Below are 20,506 nucleotides of genomic sequence, written 5' to 3'. Positions count from 1 at the left end.
AGCCGTTACTTCACGAGCGTCCAGTTGCCGTCTTTGACGGTGATGAGCTCGCGGCCGCGGTCATCGAAGCCGCTGTGGTCCGCGGCGCTCATGTTGTAGACGCCTTGCGTGCCTACCAGCTCCTTGGTCTGTTCCAGCGCGTCGCGCAAGGCGCTGCGGAATTCCTTGGTGCCCGGTTTGCCGGCCTTTTCTGCAATCGGCACCGCCTTTTCCAACAGCAGGCCGGCGTCATAGACGTTGGCGCCGAAGGTGGCGGGCTTGGAGCCGTTCAACTTTTCGTACGCGGCGATGTAGTCGCTGGCAACTTTCTTGGACGGGTTGCTGTCCGGCATTTCCGGCAACACCAGCATCAGGCTGGCGGCCAGCACCGTGCCTTCGACCTTCTTGCCGCCCAGCTTCAGGAAGTCGGGCAGGGCCGCGCCGTGGGTTTGGTAGAACTTGCCCTTGTAGCCCTGATCGAACAGCGTGGTTTGCGGCAACACGCTGGCCGCGCCCGGGGCAGCGACCAGCACGGCGTCGGGCTTGGCGGCCAGGATCTTCAAGGCCTGGCCCGTGACCGAGCTGTCAAAGCGCAGGTAGCGCTCGTTGGCGGTGACCTTGATGCCTTTCTCGGTGGCCAGGCCCGAGAAAACCTTGTACCAGTTCTCGCCATACGGATCGTTCAGGCCGATGAAGCCCACCGTCTTGATGCCGTTCTTGGCCATGTGGTCCACCAGCGCACGGGCGATGATGTCGTCGTTCTGCGTGGTCTTGAACACCCACTTCTTCTGATCGTTCATCGGCAGCACCACCGCCGCCGTGCCCACGGGCGCCAGCATCGGCACGCCGGCTTCTGCGGCGAACTGGATCACGCCCATGGCGTTGGGCGAACCCGACGGCCCGATCAGCGCGTCCACGTTCTGCTCCGAAATCAGTTTCTTGAAGGCGGTGACCGAGTTGGTCGAATCGCTGGCGTCGTCCAGCGAGATGTATTCGATGGTCAGGTCACCGATCTTCTTGGGCAGCAGCGGCACCGTGTTCTTTTGCGGAATGCCCACCAGCGCGGTGGGGCCGGTGGACGACGTGACGACGCCCACTTTGACTTGGGCCAGCGCGGGCAGGGCGAACAGGGTGGCGATGGCGGCAGCAGCAGCCAGGGGGAGTTTCTTCGACAGCATGGCAAAACCTCCGGATAGGGAGCAGAGTGGGAGTGCGGCTGAAAAGCGGAGAAAACAGGAACGACAGGAATTACTTGTTGCTTAAAATCTCTAACCCTCAAGGATGAGCACTGTAGACGTGGTACTGATGCTTACCTATCCGTTAAAACCCGACGACAGACGGGGGATGCGCCCGGTCAGATGGTGATGGAACTGACGCTGGCGCCGCCGCACACAAACAAGGTCTGGCCGGTGACGAAGCTGTTGGCGGGGTCCGCAAAGAACATCACGGCGCGCGCCACATCGTCCGAGCGGCCCAGGCGCTTGACCGGGATGCCGTTGGCCAGCTGCTTTTCGCGTTCGCTGCCGGGTTCGATCACTTCGTAAAACATGTCCGTCTGGATCGGGCCGGGCGCCACCACGTTGACCGTGATGCCGTAGGGCGCAAGCTCCAGCGACCATGTGCGCGCCATGCCGACCATGCCGGCCTTGGTGGCCGAGTACGCAGTGCGGGTGGGCAGGCCCAGCGCGCCGCGCGAAGACATCATCACGATGCGGCCGAAATGGCGTTCCTGCATGCCGGGCAACGCGGCCTGCACCAGGCTGATCGCCGCACCCAGGTGGATCTGCGTCAACCCGTGCAGCTCTTGCTGCGTGACTTGCGGCAACAGGTTTGGCCAGATGACGCCCGCGTTGTGGATAACGTGGCTGATGGGAAATTTGGACGCGGCTTCCTGGCCGGCTTGCGCGGTGGCGTCAGCGTCCAGCAAGTCCACCTGCATGTTGTGCAGGCGCGGGTGGGTGAAGTCAGCGGCGCGGCGCGCCATCGAAATCACTTCGTAGCCCGCATCCAGCATGCTGCGGCAGATTTCGGCGCCGATGCCGGCGCTGCCGCCGGTGACCAGCGCTACGTTCATATGTGTCATGCGTGTCCTTGGTTGGAGTTCGCCAAACGTGCCGGTCAGGCCTTGGGCGCCAGCGCCAGCACGCGCAGGGGGCTGCCCGAACCGCTGCGGATCTTCAGCGGCGCCGAGAAGATCACCGCGCCCGTCGGCGGCAGCTGATCCAGGTTCGTCAGGCATTGCAGGCCGTAGCGGTTGTTGCCGTGCATGTAGTAGTGGCAGGGGTAGGGCGGGTCCAGATGCTGGGCCTGGCCCGCGTCAGTGCCCACGGATTCCGTGCCGAAGCCGTGCACATCGCGCTCCTTGATCAGCCAGGGCACAACGTCGGCGTCGGGGCCGGGCGAGTGCGCACCGTCGTCTTGCAGGTTCAGGTATTCGGCGGGCTTGGCGCGCTTGGACCAGTCGGTGCGCATCAGCACCCACGAGCGCGCGGGGATGCGGCCATGCTGTTCTTCCCACTTCTTCACGAAGTCGATGGTGAGCAGGAAGTCGGGGTTGTCGCGGGCCTCGGCGGAACAGTCGATGACGCAGGCGCTGGCGATGAAGGCGTCGATGGGAATCGTGTCGACGGTGTTGTCGGGCTGGTCTTTGCCGGTGACCCAATGCGCGGGCGCGTCAAAGTGCGTGCCGGTGTGTTCCGAGCACGAGAAGTTGTTCCAGTACCAGGCCGGGCCGCGCTCGTCGTAACGCGAGATTTCCTCGATGCGGAACGGCCACGCTTGGCCGAATTCAGGAGGCAGCACGATGGTGGGGAATTCCGGCGTCAGCGTCTCGGTCAGGTCCACGATGCCGATGCGCCCGGACGCAAGTTCCGTCATGAATTGGGCAAGTATGTTCTGGCTCATGCTGTTGCTCCTTTTGATTCGTGTTGGGGGTCGTGCGTGGGCGGCGGCGGGGAGTCAGGCCGGAGCCGTCAGGCGCCCAGTTCCCGTTCCAGTCCCTTGGGGTTTTCGGCCAGCCGCGCGCGGAATTCCTGCGCCACGTCGCCGACATAGACGTCTTCAACGCCATCCTTCAAGGCGCGCACGATGGCGGCGGCAATCGCTGCCGGCGCCACGCGCGGCGGGGGCGTGCGCTGTTCCCATTCGTGGTCGACCGGCCCGGGGAACACGTTCACCACCCGCACGCCCGCGCCACGCATCTCGGCGCGCAGGCATTGCGTCAGCGACAAGGCGGCGGCTTGCGACGCCGACCACATGCCGCGCGACGGCAGGTTCATGTGCGCGTAGATGGACAGCACGTTGACCCAGGCGGTGGCGCTGTTCACGCCGTCGGCGGCGCGGCCGCACAGCGCGGGGCCGAAGCCTTGCGCCAGCCGCATCAGGCCCAGCACGTTGACGTCCAGCGCGTCGCGCGCGGTGTTCACGTCCTTGCGGCCCATCAGGCCGCCTTCGCGTTCCAGGTCGGCCGTGTTCACCAGGATTTCGACCTTGCCGCCGATGGAAGCCGCCGCGCGTTCGACGGAATCGGTATCGGTGACATCCAGCGTCACCGTCTGCACGCGGGGGTCGGCGGCCAGCGCGTCAAACGCCGCGTCGCGCTTCCAGGTTTGCGGGTCACCCACGAACACCGTGGGGCAACCGGCGTCCAGCAGGGCGCGCGCGACGGCGTTGCCCACGGCGGATTTGCCATCGGTGACGAGCGCGCGGCGGAACTTCGGGTCGCACGAGGTTTCGCGCAGGGTCTTGTCGTCTTCCATGTTCGGGGTATTCCTTTCTGGCAGAGCGATCATCACGGCCTGGCCGCTGCGGTCCAGCTTCAGCGTCAGCCGCACGCGGGCGCCATCGGCGCAGTCTTGGTGCACATGGGCCACCACCGACGGGCCGGCGTCCATGCGCACGGTGCCTACGCGCCACGGCAGGCGTTCGCGGAAGTACAGGTCGTTGCTGTGATGCAGGGTGGTGCTGACCAGCAGCACGCCGTTGGGGTCGGCAGGCTTCCAGGGCAGGTGCTCGGACAGGCAATGGCCGCAGACTTCACGCGGCGGATATTGCACCGCGCCGCAGTCGGCGCAGGTCTGAAGATCAAAGCGGCCTTCGGCGGCGGCGGCGGTCAGCCCCAGCGCGGCGCGGCTGCGCGAACCCGGCGGCAGCGTGGGCTGGCGAGTGCGCGCCACCGGATTCTTCCGGGGCGGTTTGGCTAGCGGCTCGGTCATGCGTCGCTCCTTGCCAGAATGGCCGCGGCGGTGCACAGCCCGCGGTCGTAATTGATCATGCCGAAGCCGCTGACCAAGCCAATGCGGGCGTCAGCCACTTGTGTGCCGCCCGCGGTGCCGGTCAGTTGGCGCAAGGCCTCGATCAGGCCCAGGTAGCCGCCCGCGGCGCCCGCCTGGCCTACCGACAGTTGGCCGCCATTGGTGTTGAAGGGGAAGCTGCCGTCCACGGTGAAGGTGTGCTTGCGGATGAATTCCGGCGCGGCGCCTTTTTCGCAGAAGCCCAGGTCTTCCATTTGCATCAGGTTGATGACGGGATAGTCGTCATAGGCTTGCAGGAAGTCCATGTCGGCGGGCGTGGCGTTGGCTTGGCCGTAGAGTTCGTCCACGTCCATGGTCCAGCCTCCGCGCGTCTGGATCGGGTCGTCGATCCAGGCGTTGTGGCGTTCGATGGTGGCGCGGATGCGGGCGTAGGGCAGGTTCAGCGCGCGTGCCTGATCTTCGCGCATCACCAGAAAAGCGTCGGCGCCCGCGCAGGGCATGACGCAGTCGAACAGGTGGATTGGGTCGGTGATGACGCGCGCGTCCAGGTACTGCTGCAAGCTCAGCGGCTTTTTCATCAGCGCGTGCGGATAGCGCAAGGCGTTGTCGCGCTGGGCCACGCACAGCTTGCCGAAGTCTTCGCGGGTGGCGCCGGTGGTGCGCATGTAGTTGGCCGTCAGCAGGGCGAAGCTGGCGTTCGGCCCGCCCGCGCCATAGGGGTAGACGGCGTCTTGCGCAAAGCGTGAGAACTGGCTGACCGTGTTGCGAAACGAGTCCACGTGGTTGGTGTCGCCCGCGATGCAGGCCACGATGTTCGCGTCGCCCGCTTGCACGGCGCGCGCGGCGCGGCGCAGGGCAGCCACGCCGCTGGCGCCGCCCATGGGGATGTGGTCCAGCCAGCGCGGGCTCATGCCCAGGTGCTGGACGAGGCCCACGGCGGTGTCGGGCGCCAGCGTGAAGCTGGACACGCACAGGCCGTCGACATCAGTCTTGGCCACGCCGGACTGCCGGATCAGCGCACCCAGCGCGCGGCCCAGCCACCAATGCGCGGCATGAGTGGAATAGCGTTCATACGGGATCGTGACGGGCAGCGCCGCCACAATGCCGTCGTAGCCCAGGCGGATCATTGGGCAGACTCCTGGCGGGCGGGTTCCTGGCGCTTTTTCATGGCGTTGGTGTCGACGCAGCGCGCCGTGCCGGGCAGGGTGGGCGCAAGCGCTTTCATCTCGCCGCGCTGGATCTTGTTGGTGGTGGTGAGCGGCAGGCTGTCCACAAACGCCACATAGCCGGGCGCCTTGTAGTACGCCAGCTGCTCCAGGCACCACTGCACGATGCCGCGTGCGGCGTCCGCCATGGCGGCGGCGTCGGCGGGCAGGGATTCGGGCACCACGCAGGCCAGCACTTCGTCGCCGCGCACCGGGTCTGGCACGGCGGCCACCGCCACCGCTTTGACCAGCGGATGCTGCATCAGCACGCTTTCCACTTCCACGGCGGAAATGTTTTCACCGCTGCGGCGAATCACGTTCTTCTTGCGGTCTACGAAGCGCAGCGCCCCGTCGGCTTCGCGGCGGACGATGTCGCCCGTGTGGAACCAGCCGTCCTGCCAGGCTTCATCGGTTGCGGCTTCGTCTTTCAGGTAGCCGGCAAAGAAGCCGTAGCGCGGGTCGTCGCCCGCATGGCGGACCAGCAGTTCGCCATGTTCGCCCACGGCGGCGGGCTGGCCGGCGTCGGTCACGATGCGCACGTCGACGTCATCTTCTTCGCGGCCGAAGCTGCTGGTGCCAATGTGGCGCGGTTCCTGGTTGGCGATGATGACGGCGCCCGCGCCGGTTTCGGTCATGGCCCAGGCTTCCAGCAAGGGGAAGCCGAAGCGCGCTTCAAAGGGCGCATGCAGCTTGCGGTCTACGCCCGCACCGAAACCGAAGCGGATGGCGGGCTGCAAGTCGTCGTCCGACGGCGCGGCCTTCATCAGGATGGCGGGCATGACGCCCAGGTAATGCAGCACGGTGGCGCCGGAGTCGCGCACGCTGTTCCACCATGTTTTGGGATGAAAGCGATCCAGCGGAATCAGGCAGCCGCCGGTCAGCACCATCGCCATGGCCGAATACGCCATCGCGTTCATGTGGACCAGCGGCAGCGGGGTCAGCATGCGTTCCTGGCCGGGGCGCAGCGCGGCCAGGCCGCCAATGCGCGCATACCAGCCACCCGCGTGCAGGAAGTAGCGGTTGGGCAGGATGCAGCCCTTGGGGCGGCCAGTCGTGCCAGACGTGTACAGCAGCGCGCACTCGGTCAGTTCGGTGGGGGCGGTATCGCCCAGCGGCGCGGCAAAGGGGGCGGCGGGCGGCGCGTCGTCCGGGCCCATCACGCGCAACGGGCGGCCCGCGCGTGCGGCGGCGGCCATCAGGTCAGCATGACGGTGCGGCAGGGCGACGGCCAAGGCGATCTCGGAGTGGCCGGTCAGGTATTCGAGTTCGGCCGCGCGCAGGTCGGGGTTGATCGGCACGACCGATACGCCCAGCGCGTTCAACGCGAACCAATGCAGGAAGAACGACGGGCGGTTCTCCAACAGCAGCCCCACGCGATGGCCGTGGCCATAGCCCGCTTGGGCATAGGCGGCGCGCAGGGTGCCGATGGCATCCGCCGCGCGGGCGTAGCTGAGTTCGCCAGCGTCGATGCCGTAGACGTCAGCGGTTTCCGGCAGGATGCACAGAAAGGGCTGGGCGCCGTAACGGGCGGCGGTGTCGCTGAAAGCCTGATGGACGGTGGTGCTCACAAGCCGCTCCTACATGAACAGTTGGATGTTGCCGAAGGCGGCATCGCAGTTGACGAGGTCAACGCGCTTCAAGCGGATGCGCAGCGCGCCGTCCTGCTCGACCAGGTGATGCGTGGCCCAGCCGGCAAACAGCGTCTGCGTGTCCTGCCGGGTTTCGACGTAGTGGAAGGCGGTGCGCACCACATGCCGGCCTTCGTTAGGCGCGGCGTCCGGGTGGCCGTGTTCCACCGTGGGCGCTTGCAGCAGGTGATGGCAACGGCTCTTGGGTTGCTGCGAAAACGTGCGCTGGCCGGCCAGCCGTTCCACGCGCACGCGCAACAGCAGCTTGTCTTCGTACATCAATGAGGCATGCAGCTTCGGGTCGGTCTGGCCATGCGCCAGCGGCATCCAGTAGTAGCCGTCTTCGGTGTACAGGTTCAGCCAGTCTTCAAAGCGCAGCTCGTCCAGCAGGCGCGCTTCGGCGTAGACAAAATCAATCAACTCGCGGTCGCTTGCGCTCATACCGACTCCGGTCCGGTCATGTAGCGGCCCCATGCGCGGTACTGGTTGCGCATCTGCCATTCATTGGTGCCGTTGGTGGTGACGTTTTTCTGGCCGGCTTCATCCGGGGTGTACAGACGGCCCACGTTGACCCAGTCGCGCGCCCGCGAATTCAAACCGTCTTGCGCGCGTTCGTACATTTCCAGATCGTCATGGCCGACAACGGACGTGGGCGCGTTGATCAGTCGGTTGTACATAAGCGTGCGTTCCAGCAGCAGGTCGGGCGCGCCCACCAGGCGGAACGTCCACGATTCCACCAGCGTGCGGTCGGCGGCGATGGGCTTGAAGATGCGCAGCGTCTGGATCGGGCCCTTCACCATGATGTTGGGGAAGTACACAGTGTTGTGGCGCACATCGCCCAGAATCTGCTTGGCGCGTTCCTCGCCATAGGCTTCAACCATCGAATCCCAGTAACCCGGCACGCCCGAATACGACGCGTGGATGGAGTCCGACACGCCGGTATGCCCGTGGCCGTTTTCCCACACGCGTATGCCCATGTTCTCGAAGAATTCATACGGCGAGATAAAGGGCGCAAACAGTTCCACCGCCATCGGTTTGGGCGTGCCTTCCGGCGCCTGTTCCCACACCTTCACGGCGGTGCCGGCTGATGATTCATGCGCCACCATCGGGTGGCAGGTGTCGGTCTGGTTGTCGACCAGCATCTTCCAGTTGCAACGATGCATGTAGCGCAGCACGCCGCCAGCCACTTCCAGCCGGCCTTCCGGGGACCGGTCAACCATGTTGTCCAGCGTGGACAAGGATTCGCCGAAGAAGTCCTCGAACGACTGGCCTTCCGGATTCAAGCGGCAGAATACGAAGCCGCGATGGTTCTTCACGTCTTTGACGGCCGCCATGCCCTGGCTGGCTTCGCAGTTTTCCAGGCCGGTGTTTTCGTAGCCTTTCTTCAGCGGAATCGACAGCAGGCTGCCATCGGTCTTGAACGTCCAGGCGTGGTAGGGGCAGCGGAAGAACTTGCCGGTGTTGCCACAGGCCTCGCCCGCCACCATCGTGCCCTTGTGCGGACAGCGGTTGTGCAGCACGCGCACGGTCTTGTCGCTATGGCGCACCATCACCACGGGCTGGTTGCCGACAGTGGTGGTGATGTAGTCGCCGTTGTTCGGCACCTGGCTGTCGTGCCCGACGTAGACCCAGGTGTTGGCGTACAGGCGCTCCATTTCCAGGTCGAACAGTTCCTGGTCGATGAACAGGTCTTTGTGAACTTCCGTGTCGCGCAGCAGGGCGCGGATGGCGTCGGGGTTGTCGCGGTATTTGGCCATGGTCGCTTCCTTGTCGTCGGGGCCGGCGGCCTTACAGGTCCAGCACCAGACGCGCCGACTTTGCGCGCGAGATGCAGATCTGGATGATCTTGCCGCTGGCCTTCTCGGTATCCGAGAGGTAGTAGTCGCGATGATCGGGTTCGCCTTCCAGCACGGTCGCCTGGCAGACGCCGCATTCGCCGCGCTTGCAGTCGAACATCGGGTCGCAGCCTTCTTCTTCCATGACGTCGACGATGGTTTTGTCGGCGGGTATGGTCAGCGTGCGGCCGGATTGGCGCAGCTCGACTTCAAAGGGCTGGTCGCCGGCTTGCGCCGCGGCGGTGGCGAAGAGTTCGAAGTGGACGTGGGCATCCGGCCAATGGCGGGCCTTGGCGCCTGCGATGACGGCGTCGATCAGGCCCTTGGGGCCGCACACGTACAGGTGCTGGCGCGGTGACGCTGCGGCCAGCACGGCTTGCAGGTCGAAACGGCTGGTCGAATCATCGTCGGCATGAACGGAAAGGGCGTCGCCGGCCAGCGCTTCAAGCTCGGGCAGGAAGGCCAGCTGATCTTTGCTGCGGCCACAGTAGTGCAGATGAAAGTCGCGGCCGGCGGCCTTCAGCGCGGCGGCCATGGACGCCACCGGCGTGATGCCGATGCCGCCCGCGATCAACACCACGGGCTCGTCGCCCGCAGGAGATTCATGCAGCGGGAAATCGTTCTTGGGGCCTTCGACGCTAAGCGTGTCGCCTTCGGCGAGCCCATGCATGTGGCGCGATCCGCCCTGGCTGGTTTCTTCCAGCCGCACACCCAGCCGGTATTCCTGGGGTTCGGCGAAGTGATTGGCTTGCGGTGCCAGCTGCACCAGCGAATAGCAGCGCGGCTCGCGCAAGCCGGGCACCGTTACCTTCAAATGCGCGCCGGGGCCGAAGGCGGGCAGGGGGCCGGCGTCTTCACGGGCCAGACGGAAGGATCGGATCAGCGGCGACTCTTGCCGGACTTCGCGGATGATGAGTTTCAGTGTCTGCACGGCGTTTGTCTCTATCGGTATTCGAATCAGGCAGCCAGCTTTTCGGCCAGCTGACGTTCCATGGGGCCGCACTTTTCATCGGCCAGCGCGGTGTCGCGCAAGGCGCGCAATGACTCGGCCGCATCCGGCCGGCCCACCAGTTGCGCGGCTGCCGCAAGCAGTTGGCGGTACTTGCCGCCACCGCGCACATGCGTGTCGCTATAGCCCTTGACCAGCCGGCGGCAGTTGACGGTTTCAACGGCCAGCGCGTAGTCCTGCGGCGCGAGCTTCGTGATCAAGTCCAGCCATTGCTGCAAGCCTTCGGATTCAATCTGGTGGCGCAGCGTGCGGCGGCGAAAGCGGCGCATGCCAGCCAGCGAATACAGCATCAGGAAGCCGCCGAGCGTGCCGCTTTGCATCAGCCGCCCCTTGCCCAGCCGGCGTTCCACAAAGCCGCCAAAGGCCTTGGAGCCTTCAAGCCAGCGGCCCAGCCCTGTGGGCAAGGTGCCGCAAATTTCTTCCAGGCGCGGGTGCATGTAGTCGGTGGTCATGACCAGTTGGTCGGGGCGCGCGCCCACTTCTTGACGAATGCGGTCAAAGCGGGTTCCGCGCGTTTTCAGGTCGGCCACGCGTATCACGTCGTCGTACGCCATGGCGGTGGCGACATAGCGCGCGGCCGCACAGGTCAACGCCCATTGCTGGGCGTCGCCGCCGTGTTGCGCGTCAAGATCCCGCAGCGCCTTCATGCGGCGCAGGTAGTCGGTGGCGTAAGCCAGATCCTGGAATTCAATCTGGCGGCGCACGCCGGCCGTCAGCATGGGCTGCGCACAGGCGGGGAAGTCGCGCTTGATGGTGTCCAGCAAGGCTTGCGCCTTGGGGCTGGCGGCGCGTTCCGGCACGTTGGGAACGGGGCGCGTCAGGTCGATGGCGGCGGGTTGCGCGGGCGCCTGATGCGCGGCATCGAAACCCAGCGCAAAGGCGCGCAGGCTGGCGTCCACGCCCAGGCCCGCGCGGCGCACGGTGGCTTCGTAGTCTTCGCGTGAAAACGGCAAGGCGCCGCTGCCCGCCACGGCGCCGAACAGGCTGGCGCTGATGACGCTGCCCGCGCGGTCGGCCAGGTCTTGCAGGTCGAAACACAGAAAGCGCTTGGCGGCGGCGCGGCCGGCTTCCAGCACTTTGTTGGGGTCGGCGATGCCATTGCCGGGTGCGGACTTTTCGCTGACGGCGTAGCTGCGGTGCGATGACGACAGCAGGACGGTGCGTTCGGGCGTGACCAGGCCGCGCTGAATGGCGCGGCCGCCTTCCATCAGTTCAGCCGCCACCACCAGGTCCACATCGCCGGGGGTAGGCATCAGCGCCAGCGCGGGCGGGCGTCCGGCGCGCTGCACATCCGCTTCGGGCAGCAGTTCCAGGTAATAGATGGTGGCGCCGGTACGTTGCGCCACGCCCGGCACGGAGGTGGTCTGCGCCCACCATCCGGCGTGCTCGGCCATGTCGACGATCCAGTCGGCCAATACGCCGCCGCCCTGGCCGCCCATGGCCAGGATGGCGATCTTGATCGGGTTGCCTTGCTGCAATGCCACCGGGTTCATGAAAGCGTTGTCCTTACAGGGCGTATTGAGCCAGCCGCGCGGCGCGGCGGCGTTGCAGGAAACCAATGACCGCACCGCGCACACGCGCCATGAAACGGTCGCTGCCTGTCGGGTTGTGGACGATGTCGGCGCGGTAGAAAGACGGGCACAGCACGGCGGCATGCGCCACTTCGCCGCAGTTGCCGCAGCCGACGCAGCTGCTTTCCACATGCGCGACGGGGTCTTCTTTCAAGGGGTCGCCGCTGTCCTTCACGGACAAGGACGGGCAGCCCGACAGCCGGATACAGGCGTGGTCGCCGGTGCAGACGTCGGGGTCCACGCCAAAGCGTTCCTTGACCATGCGGCGGCCTTCCTTGACCGCCTTGTTGAACAGCGGCTTCACGCGGCGCTGCTTGTTCAGCATGCATTCCGACTGCGCGATGATGACCTTCGGGCCTTTGATGTCGGTGGTCAGCGCTTCTTCGATAGTGGCGCGCACCTTGGCCACGTCGTACGTGCGGTCCAGCGTGCGCACCCATTTCACGCCGACGCCGCGCACGGCATGGTCGATGGGGTTGTTGGTGGAGCGGTCTGGGTTGTCGGCGCGGGACGACAGAATGTCTTGCCCGCCGGTTGCCGACGCGTAGAAGTTGTCGACGATGACGATGACGCCGTCGTACTTGTTGAATACCGCGTTGCCGATGCCGGACGACAGGCCGTTATGCCAGAAGCCGCCGTCGCCCATGATGGAAATGGGCCGCTTGGCGGCCGGCACGTTGAACGCCGCCGCGCTGGACGCGCCCAGGCCGTAGCCCATGGTGGTGGCGCCCAGGTTGAAGGGCGGCAGGATGGAAAAAAGATGGCAGCCGATATCGCAGGAAATATGGTGCTGGCCCAACGTTTCCTGCGCCAGCGTCAGCGCGGAAAAGATGGGGCGTTCGGGGCAGCCCGTACAGAACCCGGCGGGGCGCGGCGGCACGACCGAGGCCAGGCCAGCCACCTGCTTGTGGAAGGTAATGGGCTGCTCAGTGGGTGGTGCGGCGGGCTTTGCCGCAGGCTTCGGGCGCGACAGCTCGGTGATTTCCAGCTGCCGGGATTCAGCACCGGCATCAGCACCGGCACCGGCACCGGCACCGGCACCGGCGCTTGCCGCAGCCTGCGCATCCACCGCCACCGCTGCGTGCGTCTGCAACGATTCCGGGCGATGCCGCTTCAAGAATTCGTGCAAGCCGTCGCGCATCACTTGCGTGGTGTATTCGCCGGCCATCGGCAGCACGTCCTTGCCGGACAGATGCGTATCGATGCCGGCCTTGCGCAACACCGCATGGAGGTTCTGTTCGATGTAGTCGGGCTGGCCTTCTTCCAGCAGCAGCACGGCGCGCTTGCCGCGGCAGAATTCGGTGACCTCGTCTTCGATGACGGGATAGGTCACGTTCATGACGTACAGCGGAATGCGGCTGTTGCCGAAGTTGTCGGCCAGGCCCAGCAATTGCAATGCGCGGATGACGCCGTTGTACAGGCCGCCTTGCAGGATCAGGCCGATGTCGTTCTGGCCGCCGTCAAAGTGCTCGTTGAGCTGGTGTTCCTTGATGTAGCGGATGGCGGCGGGCCAGCGTTCTTTGATCTTTTCCTGTTCGTGCAGGAAGGACGCGGGCGGCAGCACGATGCGGCTGGTGTCGCGCGCCGGGCTTTCCAACGCTTCGGCCAGCGAGAACGCGGGCCGTTTGTTTTCCTTGGCGATGAAGCGGCCATGCACGTGGCAGCCGCGGATGCGCAGTTGCAGCATCACCGGTGTCTTGCTGGCTTCGGACAATGCAAAGCCGTCTTCCACGGCCTTGACCATGCTTTCCAGGTTGGGGCGCGGGTCCAGCAGCCAGATCTGCGACTTCATGGCGAACGCGTGCGAGCGTTCCTGCATGATGGACGAGCCTTCGCCGTAGTCTTCGCCCACGATGACGAGCGCGCCGCCCGTGACGCCGCCAGAGGCCAGGTTGGCCAGCGCGTCCGACGCGACGTTGGTGCCGACGGTGGATTTCCACGTGACGGCGCCGCGAATGGGGTACATGACGGAGGCGGCCAGCGTGGCGGCGGCGGTGGCTTCCGAGGCGCTGGCCTCGAAGTGCACGCCCAGTTCCTGAAGGATGTCGTTGGCATCCGCCAGCACATCCATCAGGTGGGAAATGGGTGAGCCCTGATAGCCCGCGACATACCCCACGCCCGACTGCAACAGCCCCTTCGTGACGGCCAGAATGCCTTCGCCGCGAAACTCTTCGCCGGCCCCGATGCGCAACTGCTGGACTTCTTTCTTGAAAGACCTTTCAGCCATCTCGAACTCCTTCGCGGGCCGGCGCGCCGGTCCTCAAGCCTTGCTGCCATGCAGCATCGTCGTGTCACGAAATTTCCGTCTGAAAAATACTTTAGGAGTCAACGTTTTAGCTGTCAACAAAAAAGATGAAATTTCATGGAAATCAAAAAATATCACGCTAAAACAAGGGTGTATATACTGGTTGTTCTCTAGTCCCATGGCAGTATTCTGGCGCTGTCATGGTGCAAAAACGGGTTGCGATTTCGGGTATACCCTGTGCTGCGCAACAGCATTGCGGCACAACATGGCGCGCGTTTGCGCCGTCGTGGTGCAATGCCTTTTTTCGGCCGTCGGCCATACATGAATTCCGGTGCGTGGGAGCAAAGCAACATGCGGTTGGACAAGCAGCGGGACACGCTTCTGACAGGACGCAGCGCGGCGGGGCCGCGTTTCGTTGACGGCTATCTGGCCTATCTGCTGGCGCAGGCCAGCCAGCGCATTTCGGCCGAATTCCATTTGCAGGTGAAGGCGGCGGGGCTGTCGGTGACCGAATGGCGGGTGCTGGCCAGCCTGGAGGGCAGCCCCGGCGAAACTATCGGCACGCTGGCGGTGCTGGCCATTACCAAGCAGCCCACGCTGAGCAAGGTGGTGCAGCGGATGGAAGCCGAAGGGCTGGTGGCGCGCACCGGCGTGCGGGCAGACCGGCGCCAGACGCGCGTCTGCATCACCACCAAAGGCACGCATCTGATCGCGAGCCTGTGCGAACAGGCCTTGCAGCATCAGAAGGCGGTGCTGGCGCCGTTTGGCGAAGAGAAGGCCGCGCTGCTGATCGAGATGCTGGGCACGCTGATGACCGAGCACGTGCCGCTGGAATTGCCGATTGACGCGGACGAGTAGGAATCAGGGCAAGCCGTGCCGTGGATGAGCCGAACGGCGCGTGAGCCTTGCCGGGGACGCGCCGGGCTGCGCGTGAACGGGCCCGTTGCATCCGCGCACTCGAACATCGTTCGATCCAATTATTTTGTTACAAGCATATGTGTCCCTTATTAGGTCTCCCTCTGTGAAAAGGGGCCACGGTACGCATAAACCCTGAATTGACTGGGGTCTTGGCGCTAGGCACACTCGCGCCGGTATTCAGACTAATGTCAGGAGTTAACCCCTATGCGCCGCACTTTGATTGCTATCGCGATCGCCGCCGCCGTGGCAGCACCCTCGATCGGGTACGCCAAGACTTTCCGTTGGGCCGCTCAGGGCGACATCCTTACCTTTGATCCGCACTCGCAGAACGAAGGCATGACGATCGCCGCCAACAGCTACATCTACGAACCGCTGGTGGACTACGACAAGACGTTCAAGGTGGTGCCGCGCCTGGCGACGGAATGGGAACAACTGTCGCCCACCCTGTACCGCTTCAAGCTGCGCCCCGGCGTGAAGTTCCATGACGGCGCCGCCTTCACGGCGGACGACGCGGTGTTCTCGATTCACCGCGCCATGGCCCCCACGTCGAACTACAAGGCCTACACGACCGGCATCAAGGAAGCGCGCAAGATCGACGACCTGACGATCGAAATCGAAACGTCGGCGCCCAACCCGGTGCTGCTGCGCCAGCTGACCAACGTGTTCATCATGAACAAGGCCTGGTCGGAAAAGAACAACATCGCCAAGCCGCAGGACTACGTCAACAAGGAAGAAACCTTCGGCGCCCGCAACACCAACGGCACCGGCCCGTACAAGCTGAAGACGCGCGAAGTGGACGTGCGCACCGTCTTTGAAGAAAACAAGGACTGGTGGAACAAGGCTGGCAAGGTCGGCAACGTGACGGAAGTGGTGTTCACGCCGATCAAGCAGAACGCCACCCGCACCGCGGCGCTGCTGTCGGGCGAGATCGACTTCGTGCTGGACCCTGCCGCACAAGATCTGGAGCGTCTGCGCCAGGCGCAGAAGGTCGTTGAAGGCAACGAATACCGCACCATCTACCTGGGCCTGGATCAGAAGCGTCCGGAGTTGCAGTACTCGAACATCAAGGGCAAGAACCCGTTCCAGGACATCCGCGTGCGTGAAGCGCTGTACCGCGCCATCGACGTGGACGCCATCAAGCGCGCCGTGATGCGCGGCCTGTCTGCGCCCACCGGCACGATGATCGCGCCGCAGGTGCATGGCTGGGCGGAATCGGTGCACAAGCGCGTGCCCTACGATCCCGAAAAGTCGCGCGCGCTGCTGAAGGAAGCGGGCTACGACGGCACGCTGAACTTCACGCTGGACTGCCCGAACAACCGCTACATCAACGACGAAGCCATCTGTCAGGCCGTGGTTGGCATGTGGGCGAAGGTGGGCGTGAAGGCCACGATGAACGCCATGCCGCGTTCCACGTACTTCCCGAAGGTGCAGTCGTTTGACACCAGCGCCTACCTGTTCGGCTGGGGCGTGCCCACGTTCGACGCCATGTACTCGCTGCAAAACCTGATCCGCACCAAGGGCGAAGGCGCGGACGGCATGTACAACCTGGGCGGCTACAGCAACAAGGAACTTGACGCCATCATTGATCGCATCAAGACCGAGACTGATCCCGCCAAGCGCGACGCCGACATCATCACCGTGCTGGAAGGGCACGCCAAGGACTTCGGTCACATCCCGCTGCATGACCAGGTCATCCCCTGGGCGATGCGCAAGAACGTCACGGTCATCCACCGTGCCGACAATCGCCTTGTTGCCGATTGGGTCAAGGTTGACTGATCCCGGCTAACCAGACGGCGTGGAGCCTACCCGGCTCCCGCCGTTTTGCTTTTGGTTTTTCCCGCCTATGTTTGCTTTCATACTGCGTCGCCTGTTGCAGGCCGTAGCGGTGATGCTCACCGTCGCGCTACTGGCCTTTGTGCTTTTTCAATACGTCGGCGACCCTGTCACCATCATGCTGGGGCAGGACGCCACCGATGCCGAGCGCATCGAGTTGCGTGAACGCTTGGGGCTGAACGAGCCCGCCATCGTTCAATTCGGCCATTTCGTGGCCAACGCCGCGCAGGGTAATTTCGGTATCTCCCTGCGTCAGAGCGAACCCGTTTCCACCTTGTTGAAATCCCGCCTGCCGGCAACGCTAGAGCTGTCCATGGTGGCCGCCTTGCTGGCGCTGGTGGTGGGTGTGCCGCTGGGGGTGTACACCGCGCTCAAGCGCAACAGCCTGGTGTCTCAGTTGCTGCTTGCAGGATCGCTCTTGGGCGTGTCGTTGCCGACGTTCCTGATCGGCATCCTGCTGATTCTGGTGTTCTCGGTGCAGCTGGGCTGGCTGCCCAGCTATGGGCGGGGCGATACCGTCGCCGTGGGCTGGTGGACGTCGGGCCTCTTCACCGCGACCGGCTGGAAGCATTTGATCCTGCCGTCCATCACCTTGTCGCTGTTTCAGATGACCTTGGTGCTGCGCCTTGTGCGTTCGGAAATGCTGGAAGTGCTGCGGTCTGACTACATCAAGTTTGCCCGCGCCCGGGGCCTGAAGCGCCGGGCCATCCACTTCGGCCATGCGCTGAAGAACACGATGGTGCCGGTGATCACCATTACCGGCTTGCAGCTGGGCGGCATCATCGCTTTCGCCATCGTCACCGAGACCGTGTTCCAGTGGCCGGGCATGGGCCTGCTGTTCATCCAGGCGGTGCAATTCGCCGACGTGCCGGTCATGGCCGCGTACCTGTGCCTGATCGCGCTGGTGTTCGTGGTGATCAACCTGATCGTCGATCTTCTTTATTTCGTCGTGGACCCGCGCTTGCGTTCCGGGATGACTCGCGCCGGGGGGGCTCACTGATGCGCGCCGTACTCAAACGCTGGTGGGACAGTGACATTGCCTGGGCCTGGCGCCGGGCGCCCGTGGCCATCATTGCAACGCTGCTGCTGGCGACGTTGCTGATTGGCTCGTTCGGCGCCGGCTGGGTCGCGCCGCACAACCCCTTCGATCTGACCAAGGTGGAATTGCTGGACGCCTTGTTGCCGCCCGCTTGGGAGGCCAACGGCCAGGCGACGTATCTGCTGGGCACCGACAGCCAGGGCCGCGATCTGTATTCGGCCATTCTGTACGGCACGCGCGTGTCGCTGTTGATCGGGTTGGCGTCGGTGGTGCTGTCGATGCTGATCGGCATTGTGCTGGGTCTGATCTCGGGCTACGCGGGCGGACGCATCGACGCGTTCATCATGCGGGTGGCCGACGTGCAGCTGTCGTTCCCGGCCATTCTGATCGCGCTGCTGATCGATGGCGTGGCGCGTGCCGCGGTGCCGCGCGACATGCATGAGCTGATCGCGTTCCCGGTTCTGATCGGCGCCATTGCGCTGGCCGGCTGGCCGCAATATGCACGCACAGTGCGCGGCTCCACGCTGGTGGAGAAGAACCGCGAATACGTGCAGGCGGCGCGCGTGATTGGGGTGGCGTCGCCCGTCATCATGTTCCGCCACGTGCTGCCCAATGTGCTGGGGCCGGTGCTGGTGTTGGCGACGGTGCATCTGGCCACCGCCATCATCACCGAGGCGACCTTGTCGTTCCTGGGGGTGGGCGTGCCGCCGACGGCGCCGTCGCTGGGTACGCTGATCCGTATCGGTAACGACTTCCTGTTTTCCGGCGAATGGTGGATCACCATTTTCCCGGGCGCGGCGCTGGTGCTGCTGGTGCTGTCGGTCAACCTACTGGGTGACTGGCTGCGCGATGCGCTCAACCCGCGGCTGAATTGAGGTAACCATGAGCGCACTTTTAGAAGTCCGCAATCTGCGCGTGGAGTTTCCCACGCGCCGCGGCACGCTACGCGCCCTGGACGATGTGTCCTTTTCCATCCAGGCGGGCGAAGTCCTGGGCGTGGTGGGTGAGTCGGGCGCCGGCAAATCGCTGACCGGCGCGTCCATCATTGGTTTGCTGGAGCCGCCGGGGCGCATCGCCGCAGGCGAGATCCTGCTGGCGGGCCGCCGTATCGACAACCTGCCTGATGAGCAGATGCGCCGCGTGCGCGGACGCGAGATCGGGGCGGTGTTCCAGGACCCGCTGACGTCGTTGAATCCGCTGTACACGGTGGGCCGGCAGTTGGCCGAAACTATCGTCACGCACTTGGATATGACGTGGTCGCAGGCGCGCAACCGCGCGGTGGAGCTGTTGGCGTCGACGGGTATTCCGGCGGCGCGCGAGCGCATTGACCACTATCCGCATCAGTTTTCGGGCGGGATGCGTCAGCGCGTGGTGATTGCGCTGGCGCTGGCGGCCGAGCCCAAGCTGGTGGTGGCCGACGAGCCGACGACGGCGCTGGATGTGTCCATTCAGGCGCAGATCATCGAGCTGCTGAAACGGCTGTGCCGCGAGCATGGCACGGCGGTGATGCTGATCACGCACGATATGGGCGTGATTGCGGAAACGGCCGACCGCGTGGCGGTGATGTACGCGGGCCGCGTGGCCGAGATCGGGCCGGTGGCGGATGTGATTCACAAGCCGCGCCATCCGTATACCTCGGGGCTGATGGGGTCGATTCCGTCGCTGGAAGGGCACACGGAACGGCTGGTGCAGATTGACGGCAGCATGCCGCGTCTGAACGCGATTCCGCCGGGCTGTGCGTTTAACCCGCGTTGCGGGCAGCGTTTGCCGCGCTGTGCGACGGAGCGCCCCGAGTTGTTGCCGGCGGGCACGTCCCGCGCGGCCTGTTGGTTGCATGACGAAAAAAGTAAGGTGGCCGCATGAGCACGCCTCTGGTTGAAGTGAAAGACGCGGCGCGCTGGTTCGATGTGTCGCCGCCTTGGTTGGAACGCAAGCTGGCGGGCAAGCCGCGGGTGATGCTGCGCGCGGTGGATGGCGTGTCGTTCGAGATTGCGCGGGGCGAAACGTTGGCGCTGGTGGGCGAGTCAGGGTGTGGAAAATCCACGGTGGCGCGGATGCTGGTGGGTTTGTATGGCCTGACGCGGGGGGATATCCGTTTCGATGGGCAGCCGTTGTCGCGGATGTCGGAGAAGGGCGGGCGGGCGTTGCGTAAGCGCTTGCAGATGATTTTCCAGGACCCGTATGCCAGCTTGAATCCGCGTTGGCGCGTGGGCCGCATCATTGCGGAGCCGATGCTGACGCATACGCAGATGACGCCCGACGAACGGGTTGCGCGGGTGAGTGAATTGCTGAAGCAGGTGGGGTTGGACCCGGCGGATCAGGGGCGCTATCCGCATCAGTTTTCGGGCGGTCAGCGCCAGCGCATTTCGATTGCGCGGGCGTTGGCGGTGAATCCGGAATTCCTGGTGTGCGATGAGCCGACGTCGGCGCTGGACGTGTCGGTGCAGGCGCAGGTGCTGAATCTGATGAAGGATCTGCAACGCAAGCTGGGGCTGACTTACCTGTTCATTTCGCACAATCTGGCGGTGGTGCATCACGTGGCGGATCGCGTCGGGGTGATGTATTTGGGGCGGATGGTGGAAGTGGCGCCGCGTGATGAGTTGTTTGCGCGGCCACGGCATCCGTATACGCGGATGCTGCTGGAGGCGATTCCGGATATCAATGGGGCGGGGAAGCCGCGTACCGCGGTGGCGGGGGAAGTGCCGAATCCGTTGAATCCGCCGTCAGGGTGTACGTTTCATCCGCGGTGTCCGCATGCGAATGATCGGTGCCGGGCGGAGGCGCCGGTGGCTCGGTTGGCGGGGGTGTCGGTGGTGGCTTGCCACGCGGTGGAGGAGGGGCGGATTTCGGGGTGATCGTTGTTCTTGTGGCGTCCGTCGCGGTGGGGGGCGGGGTGCGCGGGTCAACGATTGCGGTCCGGAGCCTTCGCTCCGGACTGCCCCTTCGTCATCTTCGTTGTTGCCTGCGGCAACTGCCTTCAGATTCCCTCGG

Annotated in this window: 18 protein-coding genes; 7 read left to right on the top strand and 11 right to left on the bottom strand. The window is 64.8% G+C overall.

Features of this window, described 5'->3' with window-relative positions; translation table 11 throughout:
• Positions 1 to 5: 5 nt before the first annotated feature.
• From AC1DB0_RS22330 to AC1DB0_RS22280, 11 genes are all read right to left on the bottom strand, one after another.
• A complete protein-coding gene (locus AC1DB0_RS22330) occupies positions 6 to 1,157 on the bottom strand; it encodes an ABC transporter substrate-binding protein (protein ID WP_054428084.1) in 1,152 nt (383 codons plus the stop codon).
• Positions 1,158 to 1,333: 176 nt separating this feature from the next.
• Positions 1,334 to 2,062 carry an SDR family NAD(P)-dependent oxidoreductase gene (locus AC1DB0_RS22325; protein WP_476757805.1) on the bottom strand — a complete coding sequence of 243 codons (729 nt, stop codon included), beginning with the start codon at positions 2,060 to 2,062 and terminating at the stop codon, positions 1,334 to 1,336.
• A 35-nt stretch (positions 2,063 to 2,097) separates the two neighbouring features.
• Entirely contained in the window at positions 2,098 to 2,883 is a 786-nt protein-coding gene (locus tag AC1DB0_RS22320) for a cyclase family protein (RefSeq protein ID WP_054428082.1), read from the bottom strand.
• A 68-nt stretch (positions 2,884 to 2,951) separates the two neighbouring features.
• On the bottom strand, positions 2,952 to 4,193 hold the full coding sequence (locus AC1DB0_RS22315) for an SDR family NAD(P)-dependent oxidoreductase (protein ID WP_476757804.1): 1,242 nt from the start codon (positions 4,191 to 4,193) through the stop codon (positions 2,952 to 2,954).
• On the bottom strand, positions 4,190 to 5,359 hold the full coding sequence (locus tag AC1DB0_RS22310; protein WP_476757803.1) for a thiolase family protein: 1,170 nt from the start codon (positions 5,357 to 5,359) through the stop codon (positions 4,190 to 4,192). The genes AC1DB0_RS22315 and AC1DB0_RS22310 overlap by 4 nt, the downstream gene beginning before the upstream one ends.
• Positions 5,356 to 7,005 carry an AMP-binding protein gene (locus AC1DB0_RS22305; protein WP_342067742.1) on the bottom strand — a complete coding sequence of 550 codons (1,650 nt, stop codon included), beginning with the start codon at positions 7,003 to 7,005 and terminating at the stop codon, positions 5,356 to 5,358. Before AC1DB0_RS22305 ends, AC1DB0_RS22310 begins: the two co-directional genes overlap by 4 nt.
• Positions 7,006 to 7,014: 9 nt before the next feature.
• On the bottom strand, positions 7,015 to 7,506 hold the full coding sequence (locus tag AC1DB0_RS22300; protein ID WP_175170796.1) for an aromatic-ring-hydroxylating dioxygenase subunit beta: 492 nt from the start codon (positions 7,504 to 7,506) through the stop codon (positions 7,015 to 7,017).
• Positions 7,503 to 8,822 carry an aromatic ring-hydroxylating dioxygenase subunit alpha gene (locus AC1DB0_RS22295; RefSeq protein ID WP_054428077.1) on the bottom strand — a complete coding sequence of 440 codons (1,320 nt, stop codon included), beginning with the start codon at positions 8,820 to 8,822 and terminating at the stop codon, positions 7,503 to 7,505. Before AC1DB0_RS22295 ends, AC1DB0_RS22300 begins: the two co-directional genes overlap by 4 nt.
• Positions 8,823 to 8,853: 31 nt before the next feature.
• The gene (locus AC1DB0_RS22290; protein WP_441370547.1) at positions 8,854 to 9,831 is read right to left on the bottom strand and encodes a PDR/VanB family oxidoreductase; all 978 of its coding nucleotides are present in this window, start codon (positions 9,829 to 9,831) and stop codon (positions 8,854 to 8,856) included.
• A gap of 26 nt (positions 9,832 to 9,857) precedes the next feature.
• Positions 9,858 to 11,402 carry an indolepyruvate oxidoreductase subunit beta family protein gene (locus tag AC1DB0_RS22285; RefSeq protein WP_175170798.1) on the bottom strand — a complete coding sequence of 515 codons (1,545 nt, stop codon included), beginning with the start codon at positions 11,400 to 11,402 and terminating at the stop codon, positions 9,858 to 9,860.
• A gap of 13 nt (positions 11,403 to 11,415) precedes the next feature.
• A complete protein-coding gene (locus AC1DB0_RS22280; RefSeq protein WP_476757802.1) occupies positions 11,416 to 13,707 on the bottom strand; it encodes a thiamine pyrophosphate-dependent enzyme in 2,292 nt (763 codons plus the stop codon).
• Here AC1DB0_RS22280 and AC1DB0_RS22275 point away from each other — a divergent pair.
• The 7 genes from AC1DB0_RS22275 (at position 13,688) to AC1DB0_RS22245 (ending at position 20,370) form a co-directional block, all read left to right on the top strand.
• Entirely contained in the window at positions 13,688 to 14,050 is a 363-nt protein-coding gene (locus AC1DB0_RS22275; RefSeq protein WP_156337066.1) for a hypothetical protein, read from the top strand. The two genes, AC1DB0_RS22280 and AC1DB0_RS22275, sit on opposite strands and share 20 nt — an antisense overlap.
• A gap of 26 nt (positions 14,051 to 14,076) precedes the next feature.
• Positions 14,077 to 14,583: a MarR family winged helix-turn-helix transcriptional regulator gene (locus AC1DB0_RS22270; RefSeq protein ID WP_054428074.1), complete on the top strand. Its 507-nt coding sequence runs from the start codon at positions 14,077 to 14,079 to the stop codon at positions 14,581 to 14,583.
• 264 nt (positions 14,584 to 14,847) lie between these two features.
• Positions 14,848 to 16,419, top strand: coding sequence for an ABC transporter substrate-binding protein (locus AC1DB0_RS22265; RefSeq protein ID WP_054428073.1), 1,572 nt, complete (start codon positions 14,848 to 14,850; stop codon positions 16,417 to 16,419).
• A gap of 67 nt (positions 16,420 to 16,486) precedes the next feature.
• The gene (locus AC1DB0_RS22260) at positions 16,487 to 17,476 is read left to right on the top strand and encodes an ABC transporter permease (RefSeq protein WP_054428072.1); all 990 of its coding nucleotides are present in this window, start codon (positions 16,487 to 16,489) and stop codon (positions 17,474 to 17,476) included.
• Positions 17,476 to 18,390 (top strand): ABC transporter permease, encoded by a 915-nt coding sequence (locus tag AC1DB0_RS22255; protein ID WP_175170801.1) that lies wholly within the window; start codon positions 17,476 to 17,478, stop codon positions 18,388 to 18,390. The genes AC1DB0_RS22260 and AC1DB0_RS22255 overlap by 1 nt, the downstream gene beginning before the upstream one ends.
• A 7-nt stretch (positions 18,391 to 18,397) precedes the next feature.
• Positions 18,398 to 19,378, top strand: coding sequence for an ABC transporter ATP-binding protein (locus AC1DB0_RS22250; protein ID WP_054428070.1), 981 nt, complete (start codon positions 18,398 to 18,400; stop codon positions 19,376 to 19,378).
• On the top strand, positions 19,375 to 20,370 hold the full coding sequence (locus AC1DB0_RS22245) for an ABC transporter ATP-binding protein (RefSeq protein WP_054428069.1): 996 nt from the start codon (positions 19,375 to 19,377) through the stop codon (positions 20,368 to 20,370). The genes AC1DB0_RS22250 and AC1DB0_RS22245 overlap by 4 nt, the downstream gene beginning before the upstream one ends.
• Positions 20,371 to 20,506 lie beyond the last annotated feature (136 nt).

The organism is Achromobacter sp. 10T422 (assembly GCF_056394065.1).
Note: the sequence above shows the minus strand (reverse complement) of the source record. Positions and strands in the feature narration are given on the sequence as shown.

What these genes read in the sequence shown, in the direction of transcription:
- AC1DB0_RS22330 (WP_054428084.1), bottom strand. Translation starts at nt 1,157, where the DNA reads ATGCTGTCGAAGAAACTCCCCCTGGCTGCTGCTGCCGCCATCGCCACC.
- AC1DB0_RS22325 (WP_476757805.1), bottom strand. Translation starts at nt 2,062, where the DNA reads ATGACACATATGAACGTAGCGCTGGTCACCGGCGGCAGCGCCGGCATC.
- AC1DB0_RS22320 (WP_054428082.1), bottom strand. Translation starts at nt 2,883, where the DNA reads ATGAGCCAGAACATACTTGCCCAATTCATGACGGAACTTGCGTCCGGG.
- AC1DB0_RS22315 (WP_476757804.1), bottom strand. Translation starts at nt 4,193, where the DNA reads ATGACCGAGCCGCTAGCCAAACCGCCCCGGAAGAATCCGGTGGCGCGC.
- AC1DB0_RS22310 (WP_476757803.1), bottom strand. Translation starts at nt 5,359, where the DNA reads ATGATCCGCCTGGGCTACGACGGCATTGTGGCGGCGCTGCCCGTCACG.
- AC1DB0_RS22300 (WP_175170796.1), bottom strand. Translation starts at nt 7,506, where the DNA reads ATGAGCGCAAGCGACCGCGAGTTGATTGATTTTGTCTACGCCGAAGCG.
- AC1DB0_RS22295 (WP_054428077.1), bottom strand. Translation starts at nt 8,822, where the DNA reads ATGGCCAAATACCGCGACAACCCCGACGCCATCCGCGCCCTGCTGCGC.
- AC1DB0_RS22285 (WP_175170798.1), bottom strand. Translation starts at nt 11,402, where the DNA reads ATGAACCCGGTGGCATTGCAGCAAGGCAACCCGATCAAGATCGCCATC.
- AC1DB0_RS22280 (WP_476757802.1), bottom strand. Translation starts at nt 13,707, where the DNA reads ATGGCTGAAAGGTCTTTCAAGAAAGAAGTCCAGCAGTTGCGCATCGGG.
- AC1DB0_RS22270 (WP_054428074.1), top strand. Translation starts at nt 14,077, where the DNA reads ATGCGGTTGGACAAGCAGCGGGACACGCTTCTGACAGGACGCAGCGCG.
- AC1DB0_RS22265 (WP_054428073.1), top strand. Translation starts at nt 14,848, where the DNA reads ATGCGCCGCACTTTGATTGCTATCGCGATCGCCGCCGCCGTGGCAGCA.
- AC1DB0_RS22260 (WP_054428072.1), top strand. Translation starts at nt 16,487, where the DNA reads ATGTTTGCTTTCATACTGCGTCGCCTGTTGCAGGCCGTAGCGGTGATG.
- AC1DB0_RS22255 (WP_175170801.1), top strand. Translation starts at nt 17,476, where the DNA reads ATGCGCGCCGTACTCAAACGCTGGTGGGACAGTGACATTGCCTGGGCC.
- AC1DB0_RS22250 (WP_054428070.1), top strand. Translation starts at nt 18,398, where the DNA reads ATGAGCGCACTTTTAGAAGTCCGCAATCTGCGCGTGGAGTTTCCCACG.
- AC1DB0_RS22245 (WP_054428069.1), top strand. Translation starts at nt 19,375, where the DNA reads ATGAGCACGCCTCTGGTTGAAGTGAAAGACGCGGCGCGCTGGTTCGAT.